This window comes from Pseudomonas sp. p99-361 (assembly GCF_003935475.1).
GTDB classification, from domain to species: Bacteria; Pseudomonadota; Gammaproteobacteria; order Pseudomonadales; family Pseudomonadaceae; genus Aquipseudomonas; species Aquipseudomonas juntendi.
Genome location: NZ_RHQO01000113.1, coordinates 1 through 8551, shown reverse-complemented (window position 1 = coordinate 8551; position 8551 = coordinate 1). Strand labels below are relative to the sequence as shown.

Here is an 8551-nt window from a genome sequence, read left to right as displayed (position 1 = left end):
GCTCCTTCGATCAACGAAGGCTGGGAAACCGGCATCAAGTTCACCCCGGCCAGCTGGGTCGATGGCCGCCTGGCCTATTGGCGTCAGGACGCCTCTGGCGAAGTAAGCCGTCGCCTGAACGACCCGAGCGGCGAGTCGGACAACGTCGGCGAAACACGCCGCTGGGGTTATGACCTGCAGGTCAACCTGCACCCGGACGAGCGCACTGAGGTGTGGATGTCGTACTCTTGGCAGTACTCCAAGATCCTCGAGCCCAGCAGCGCGTTACCAGGCAGCAAGGGCCAGGAAATCGATCACGTGCCACACCACCTGTGGAATACCGGCATCAGCTACCAAGCTACCCCAAAGCTGCAGCTGACTGCCTGGGCGAACGGGCAGACCAACTACTACCTGGAGCGGGAGAACACCCAAGGTACGTATGGCGGCTACGTGCTGATGAACCTCGGCGCGATGTACAAGCTCAGCGAAACCATGAGCGTGGACCTGCAACTGAAGAACCTGACCAACCGTTACTACGAGTATGTCTGGTATGACCCAGATGGGGCAGACGCATCGCTGCACTCACCAGGCGATGGGCGCGCGGTGTATGCAGGGCTCACCTTCGATTTCTAAGAAGGCAGGCTTTTGATTTTCTTGAAAAACAACTATGTTCGGACGGATCGGGGCAATAGGCGGAAGCCCCCGCCGGTAAATCTGCCGTTCTCAATCTAAGGAGCGAATAATGCAACGACGTGAAGTGCTGAAAACGGTCGCGGGGGCGGTTGCCGTGGCCATGACCAGTTCTGTGATGGCCTCTGGTGAAAACCATGAACACCATCATGATCACGGCGTCCCAGGAGGCAAAGGTTATACAGGCCTGGTCGACAGTAGCATTGCTGCCTGAAGACTGGTGAAGCCTGCTTGGCACATTGCATGGTACTGCTGGCCCAGGGCGATAAAGAAATGGCGTCCTGTGCCCAGTCCGTCAGCGAATTATTGGCTACCTGTGGTGCTCTGATGAAATTGGCCTCGCAAGGGTCGAAACTCACTCCGGCACTGGCCAAGGTTACTGCCGACGTCTGCGCCAGCTGCGAAACACAATGCCGCAAGTACGAAAACAAGCATGCTGAATGCAAGGCCTGCGCTGACGCCTGTACTGCCTGCCTGAAAGAGTGTGAGGCATTAGCCGCCTGACCCTGCGGAAAGTCAGTCACTGACAACGCAAGCTTTGCCTTTACCTGATTTTTTTTCTAGATCACACCTTTGTCTGGTCAGATCAAGGAGAGGCATCGCTTGGCCATTTGGATGCTATGAGTGTCTATAGTCTTACGCGCAAGCCGAATGAGCATGATTGCTGCTGAGGTTTTGATAGCTCAACACGTCACCGCCGTAGCTCCAACCGGACTCTTCGCGAAGGTCGCTATCAGCTCAACGCAGTTTGCCGAATATATCCAAGCAATAGATAAATTAATTACATTAAAAAGTGATGCGGCATAACTTAAAACAATGAATCGCCCCTGATTTCCTAGACACTCTCCAAACTCAGCAAATAGCGTTTCTCATACTCTACTGGAGACAGCTGCATAGCACTGCTGTGTCGGCGTTTAGGGTTATAGAACATCTCGATGTAATCGAAAATATTACTTCGGGCTTCTTCACGGGTTGTGTAGGTCTTTCGTCGGATTCGCTCCCGCTTCAAAAGCTGAAAAAAACTCTCGGCTACGGCATTGTCGTGGCAGTTTCCCCGCCGGCTCATGCTGCTGATTACATTGTTGGCCTTTAAGAAGCTTTGCCAATCCGAGCTACTGAACTGACTGCCTTGGTCTGAGTGAATCATCACTCGCTGCTGTGGCCTGCGTCGCCAAACAGCCATCAACATCGCGTCGATAGCAAGGTCGCTGCACATCCTTGGCTTCATTGACCAACCAATTATTTGGCGTGAGAACAGATCCAGCACTACCGCCAGATAGAGCCATCCTTCATAGGTGCGGATGTAGGTGATATCTGTCACCCAGACCTTGTTCGGCTCACTGACATTGAACTGCCGCGCGAGGTGGTTGGGCGAGGCCACTGTTGGTTTTCCACCGTAAAACCCTGGACGCCGCCGATAGCCCGTTTGCGAACGCAGCCCCTCCGCCTGCATCAAGCGCCCGACTCGATTTCGTCCGCATTCCTCTCCCAGCTCACGTAGGTCATCGTGAGTTTTGCGGTAGCCGTATACACCTCCGCTTTCTAGCCAAGCGTGCTTGATCAAGCCAAGCAGACGTTGATCTTCTTTTGCTCGGGCAGATTGAGGCTCGGCCAGCCAGGCGTAGTAGCCGCTGGGGTGCACCTTGAGGGTTTGGCAAAGGCGCCGCACCGGGTAATCAGTCGAGTGCTTCTTGATGAAGGGGTACTTCAGCCGCACTCCTTGGCAAAGTACGCGGCGGCCTATTTTAAGATGTCTCGCTCTTCAGTCACGCGCTTGAGTTCAGCGCGTAGCTTGCGCAATTCGGCCTGCTGATCGTCGTCTTGCTGACGCTGCTCTTGGGGCTTGCTGTAGACCTTTATCCAGGCGTAAAGGCTATGCACGGACATGCCCAGGCGCTGGGCGACATCGGCGATAGGTTTGCCTTTTTCGGTCACTTGCTTGACCGCTTCGATCTTGAATTCTTCGGGGTAACGCTGACTCTCAGCCACCGCGTTGTCCCAGCAATTTTCCTCTACGACTCATGCTTTGCTCGACGTGTACGGCATCCGATCCGAAAGGCTATAGCCCAGTTCCTAGCGCGTCTGGATGCTCAAAACGACGGCGTGATAGAGCCATCCTTCCTTGGTGGTGGGTAATGTTACTGACCCAGGTCGACACCGACATGCATTTACATTAGATAATAGAACTAGAATATTAGTTCTGATATAACTTCTAGCTTTCCTGGTCACCCCGCCCTCAACCGGCACAAAGAATAAAAAACAAATCAAGGATCATTTACATGTCAACCTGCCGCCTCAGTGCCCTGGCTCTGTGCCTGGGATGGGTGCTCTGTGCATCCGCCGCCGACCCCTTGCGCCAAGGCTTTGAAAGCCCCCCAGCCCCCGCTAAACCTCTGGTCTGGTGGCATTGGTTAAACGGCAACGTGTCGCTACCAGGCATCGACCGGGACCTTGAATGGATGCAACGCATCGGGCTGGGTGGCTTTCAACTGTTTGACGGCAATCTCGGCACGCCCAGGCGAGTTGAGCATCCCCGCTTGTTCATGAGCCCTGAATGGCAGGAAGCCGTTGCGCACAGTGCCAAACGCGCCTCCCAGCTGGGCCTTGAGATGAGCATCGTCACCTCCGCCGGCTGGAGCGCTACGGGAGGCCCTTGGGTCACGCCTGAAGACGCGATGAAAAAGCTGGTGTGGTCCACGGTCAGGGTCGACAGTGACAAACGGCAGCCGCTGGTTCTGCCCTCCCCACCCGACGTGGCTGGGCCGTTTCAGCAAGTTAGCGGCGGTCCACCAACCTTGCAGCCGTTCTACCGCGACGTGAAAGTGCTTGCCTGGCCAGTGCCGGCAAACGATCAGCCTTTACCCCCAGCCCATCTGACCTTCAGTAGTGAAGGCATTGACCAGGCCGTACTGCGTACCGGTGATCTGGCACGCCCGCAAGCACTGCCGTTCAGCGCCGATGATACGGCCTGGATACAACTGGATTACGATCAGCCGCAAACTGTCCGCGCCCTCACCCTCGGTCTGCCTGCCCGCAGCGGCTTCGGTGCGCCGCCACCGGCCATGGCGCAACTGCAAATGGCGGATGGCGAAACGGGCCAGTGGACGACCATCGTCAATATCCCACCTACTGCTTCACCGCAGCGCACGGTGTCGTTTGCAGCGGTCAGGAGCCAGCGCTTTCGCGTACTGCTGAAACCTGCGCAACTGGCACCTGGGCAAGCCTTGTCGCAGCCAGCCAAAGGTGTGGTCGGCGTGCGCTTTGCGCCCCCTGCACGCAGTTACCCACTGGCCAGCCTGACGTTGCATCAGGCCGCTCGGGTCAACCATGCCGAGGAACAGGCAGGCTTCGCCGTGACCCGGGATTACTACTCAGTAGCAACGCCGAGCACTGATTCGGCATCGAGCGTACCGCACACGCAAGTGCTGGACCTCACAACTCACCTTGCCTCCAACGGCCACCTGAACTGGACGCCGCCACCGGGCCAATGGCAGTTGCTGCGCCTGGGTTACTCGCTGACCGGGCATGAGAATGGCCCTGCAGTTGCCGAGGGCACGGGGCTGGAAGTGGACAAGCTGGCCGCTGCCCCCGTTCGACGCTACATGGAGTACTACCTGAGCCTGTATCAATCGTCACTCAACGCACCTCAGACGGCGCTCAAGGGGTTGTTGGCCGACAGCATCGAATCCGGCCAACAAAACTGGACCGCAGACATGCTCGAGCAGTTTCGCGCACTACGCGGATACGACCCGCTGCGCTGGCTACCTGCCCTGACCGGTACCGTGATCGACAGCGCCGCAGCCACGGACCGCTTCCTTTTCGATTGGCGCGCTACCCTCGCACAGTTGCTGGAGTCCGAGTACTACCAGACGCTCGCTGAGGTTGCCCACGAACGCGGCTTGAAGCTCTACAGCGAAGCGCTGGAGGACAACCGCCCGCAACTGGGCAACGACCTGGCCATGCGCCGTCATAGCGATGTGCCGATGGGCGCCTTCTGGGCGTTGCCGCCCGAGGGCGAAGGCCGCCCTACGTACCAGGCCGACGTGCTCGGCGCGGCATCGGTCGCGCATTTACTGGGCAAGCCACGGGTGGGCGCGGAAAGTTTCGGTGCCTTCCTGCAACCCTGGGCGTTCAGCCCCAGAGACCTCAAGCGCACTGCCGATACGGCGCTGTCGCTGGGCGTCAATCTGTTCAACATCCATACCTCGCCCCACCAGCCGCTGGAAGCAAAACCGGGCATGTCACTGGCGCCGTTCCTGGGCCAGTATTTCAGCCGTCACGAAACCTGGGGCGAACAGGCAGGCCCCTGGATACGCTACCTGGCACGCAGTTCCTACCTGCTGCAACAAGGCCGCAGCCAGGCTGACGTGTTGTACTTCATGGGTGAAGAAGCGCCGCTGACGGCCCTGTTTGGCCAAGGCCTTCCCGCCGACTTGCCACAAGGGTATGGCGTGGACTTCATCGACGCCCAATCGTTGCAGGATCTGATAACAGTACAAGATCAGCACCTGACCACAGCGGGTGGCCAACGCTATCGGTTGCTCTACCTGGGGGGCAGCAGCCAGCGCATGACACTGGCCACGCTCGACAAGGTGGCCAAGCTGGTCCGCGAAGGCGCCATCCTGGTCGGTGCTCGCCCCATCGACAGCCCAAGCCTGGCCGATGACCCGCATCAATGGACGCAATTGGCCGACAGCCTGTGGCCCAACCCCGCAGTGAGCATCGTCAAGCTCGGAAAAGGGCAAGTGATACGCGATGCCACCCCAGCCCAGGCATTGGCGCGGGTCGATTTGGCAAAAGACCTCAGCATTGCTCAGCAAGACGCCAAGGTGCGCTTCCAACATCGAGTGTTGGATGACGGTAGGCACATCTACTTCGTTCACAACGATGGTCAATCGCTGCTTTCGAACGCCAGCTTCCGGGTCAATGGGCTTAAACCCTCGTTATGGGATGCCGACACTGGCGCCATTCAAGCCCTGACTTACCGAGCCGTTGGCGGAGTTACCTTGGTCGAGCTGAACCTTGCGCCGAACGATGCCCAACTGGTGGTGTTCGCCAAAGATGCCGGTTCGACGGCACGGGAGGTTGTCGGACGTAAGCCACTTGCCGGTGACTGGAGCCTGGCGTTTACCGATGACCAAGGCAAGGCCGTGGAACAGACTCACGTGGCACTGGGCTCCTGGACGCAAAGCCCGCTGCCGGCACTGAAGTATTTCTCTGGCACGGCCCGCTACCGCTTGCACATCGAACGCGCCCGCGCCTGCCCGAGCGACTGCCGCCTGGACCTGGGCGAAGTGCGCGACCTGGCACGGGTGACACTCAATGGCAAAGCACTGGGCGTGCTCTGGAAGCCTCCCTATATCGTCGACCTGCCGCTGCGCCGAGGCGCGAACACGCTGGAAGTGGAAGTCACCAATCCCTGGATGAACCGCATCATCGGCGACGCCCAGCCCGGCGCTACACGGGTACTGACGGGCAGTGAGCACGCATACACAGCAGAGGCTCCCGTGCGGGCTGCTGGCCTGCTTGGGCCAGTGCAACTGATCCACCTTCGCTAGGCATTTTCAGCCCCGGCTGCAACGGCAAACCGTTGCAGCGCAAAAAGCTGGAAAAATACGAACACAGATTCTAGTATTGAGATTCCAGTGTCGCCGTACCGCTGCGAATCCCATCGATCGCCGCACCGAGCATCGGCTGAACTCGAGTTGTGCCGTCAGTAATCGTTTGGTTCAAACAGGAAAAATAACAATCATGTTCCGATACTTCCCCACGAACTACGCGTGGAACCTGTCCGTTGACCTTGCCATGGAAATGGGTGCGCGCATCGGCGAAATCGTCGAGATGTGTGACCCCCTGAAGGAGGCTGCCAACCAACCCGATGCAGCCGGCAGCCAGGCATTTCGTGAAACCTGGTCGAACATGGCCGACAAACTGTGCGAGCTGGCCAGCGAAGACCTGGCCTTGGGCCGACACCTTTCAGCCGGTGAGAAGTACAACCGCGCGGCCATCTATTACCTGACCTGCGAACGCCTGCAAGCGCATGACGCGCCCGGCCGGCTTGCGCTCTACCAAAGATTCCTCAACATCTTCGCCCGTGGCATCGACTTGTCTGGCGAAAACTGCGAGCGCGTTGAAATCCCTTATGGAGACACAGTGCTGTCTGGCCTGCTGGTGCGTGCAGAGGGGGTCACGGGGCCTGCCCCATTGCTGGTGCAGCTCAATGGCCTGGACTCTGTCAAAGAGATGAAATACCGCGTCGGCTTGCCGGGCTGGCTGGCCAAGCGCGGTGTCGCTTCGCTGATCCTCGACCAGCCAGGCACTGGCGAAGCGCTGCGCCTGCACGGTCTGAAGGCCCGCTATGACGCTGAACACTGGGGCAGCCGTGTATTCGACTGGCTTGAAACCCGCGATGACGTAGATGCCAAGCGCATTGGCTGCGAAGGCGTTTCACTCGGCGGTTACTACTGCCCGAGGGTGGTGGCCTTCGAGCCGCGCTTCGCCTGCGGCGTTGTTTGGGGTGCCAACCACGATTGGCGAGATGTGCAGCAGCGCCGCCTGGAGCGCGAAGGCGACTTCCCGGTCCCGCATTACTGGAACCACGTGCGCTGGGTCTGGGGCGGCGAAGATATCAAAGCCTTTATGAAGATCGCCGAAAACGTGCATCTCGACGGCGTGGTTGAAAAGATCAAAGTGCCGTTCCTGGTGACACATGGCGAACAGGACTCGCAGATCCCAGTCAAGTGGGCTTACCGCACCTACGAGCAATTGGTGAACAGCCCCAAGCGCGAATTGAAGATTTTTACCGCGCGAGAAGGCGGTGTGCAGCATTCGAGCTTCGACAACTCCATCAACGCCGGGCATTTCATCGCTGACTGGGTTGCACAAACTCTTGGCGGCCATACGTCCCGATAAAACAGAGAATAATCATGAACATCATCGGACCCGATTACCTAGTATTTGGCGTCGACGACGTCGAGCAATGCGTGAAGTACCTGACCGACTACGGTCTGAAACCTGTCAACGTAGACCGGCGCGGCGGCTATCTGGAGGCATTGGACGGTACCGGCGTGCTGATCCGCCTTCGCAATGACGAGCGCTTGCCAGCGCCCATGGAGACGGCGACCATGCTGCGCGAGACCGTCTACGGCGTGGCCGACGAACAGACATTACAAGCCATTGAAACCGAGCTGAGCAAAGACCGTGTCGTCAGTCGTGGCGAAGATGGCGTCTTGCGTGCGGTCGATGACATGGGCTTTGCCCTGGGCTTCCAGATTACCCAGCGCAAAGCATTGCAACTGCCTGGCGAAGTCAGCAACGCACCGGGCGCGAGCACTGGCCGGCCAGTCAATGACCTGGGCGCCAGCGAGACCCTCGAAGCACTGCCCCGTAGTCTTTCGCATGTGGTCTATTTCGTTCCCGACTACGCCAAGGCCGAGGCCTTCTATAGCCGCCTTGGCTTTGTCTGCACCGACCGTTTCACGGGTGTAGGCCCCTTCCTGCGCCCTGCCGGCACGCTTGACCACCACACCTTGTTCCTGATCCAGACGCCACCGTTCCTAAAGGGTATCGAGCACTTTACCTTCCACATGGGCGGGCCCACCGAAGTTCTGCTGGCGGGCAGCCGCTTCGTCAAGAAAGGGTATGAGTCGTTCTGGGGGCCAGGGCGGCATCAATTGGGTTCGAACTGGTTCTGGTACTTCAACAGCCCCTTGGGCTGCCACGTCGAGTATGACGCAGACATGGACTTGCACGATGACAACTGGGACGCGCGCGAGGCGTTGCCAGGCGCAGACAATTCACAGTATTGAATCGCCCCTGGTTTTCTAGACACTCTCCAAGCTCAGGAAATAGCGTTTCTCATACTCTACTGGAGACAGCTGCA

8 protein-coding genes are annotated in these 8551 nt (G+C 58.6%); 7 read left to right on the top strand and 1 reads right to left on the bottom strand.

The window, feature by feature from the left end:
• From EGJ22_RS25165 to EGJ22_RS26020, 4 genes are all read left to right on the top strand, one after another.
• The coding region (locus tag EGJ22_RS25165; RefSeq protein ID WP_148100465.1) for a TonB-dependent receptor domain-containing protein at window positions 1–612 on the top strand (612 nt) is incomplete at its 5' end.
• Window positions 613–721: 109 nt separating this feature from the next.
• On the top strand, window positions 722–883 hold the full coding sequence (locus EGJ22_RS26735) for a hypothetical protein (RefSeq protein ID WP_223809620.1): 162 nt from the start codon (window positions 722–724) through the stop codon (window positions 881–883).
• 29 nt (window positions 884–912) lie between these two features.
• Window positions 913–1173 carry a hypothetical protein gene (locus tag EGJ22_RS26730; protein WP_230584484.1) on the top strand — a complete coding sequence of 87 codons (261 nt, stop codon included), beginning with the start codon at window positions 913–915 and terminating at the stop codon, window positions 1171–1173.
• A 147-nt stretch (window positions 1174–1320) separates the two neighbouring features.
• Window positions 1321–1476, top strand: a complete 156-nt coding sequence (locus tag EGJ22_RS26020) for a hypothetical protein (protein ID WP_155273752.1) — start codon at window positions 1321–1323, stop codon at window positions 1474–1476.
• A 28-nt stretch (window positions 1477–1504) separates the two neighbouring features.
• Here the strand turns inward: EGJ22_RS26020 and EGJ22_RS25155 are convergent.
• Window positions 1505–2658 (bottom strand): IS3 family transposase gene (locus tag EGJ22_RS25155; RefSeq protein ID WP_104148227.1). Its coding sequence is split into 2 segments (ribosomal slippage): window positions 1505–2412 and window positions 2412–2658, totalling 1155 coding nucleotides; the frame shifts between segments, so codons are not numbered across the junction.
• A gap of 290 nt (window positions 2659–2948) precedes the next feature.
• Here EGJ22_RS25155 and EGJ22_RS25150 point away from each other — a divergent pair.
• From EGJ22_RS25150 to EGJ22_RS25140, 3 genes are all read left to right on the top strand, one after another.
• Window positions 2949–6227 (top strand): glycosyl hydrolase, encoded by a 3279-nt coding sequence (locus tag EGJ22_RS25150; protein ID WP_125920452.1) that lies wholly within the window; start codon window positions 2949–2951, stop codon window positions 6225–6227.
• A gap of 193 nt (window positions 6228–6420) precedes the next feature.
• On the top strand, window positions 6421–7581 hold the full coding sequence (locus EGJ22_RS25145) for a S9 family peptidase (RefSeq protein WP_029886829.1): 1161 nt from the start codon (window positions 6421–6423) through the stop codon (window positions 7579–7581).
• A gap of 14 nt (window positions 7582–7595) precedes the next feature.
• Window positions 7596–8477 (top strand): VOC family protein, encoded by an 882-nt coding sequence (locus tag EGJ22_RS25140; protein WP_125920451.1) that lies wholly within the window; start codon window positions 7596–7598, stop codon window positions 8475–8477.
• Window positions 8478–8551 lie beyond the last annotated feature (74 nt).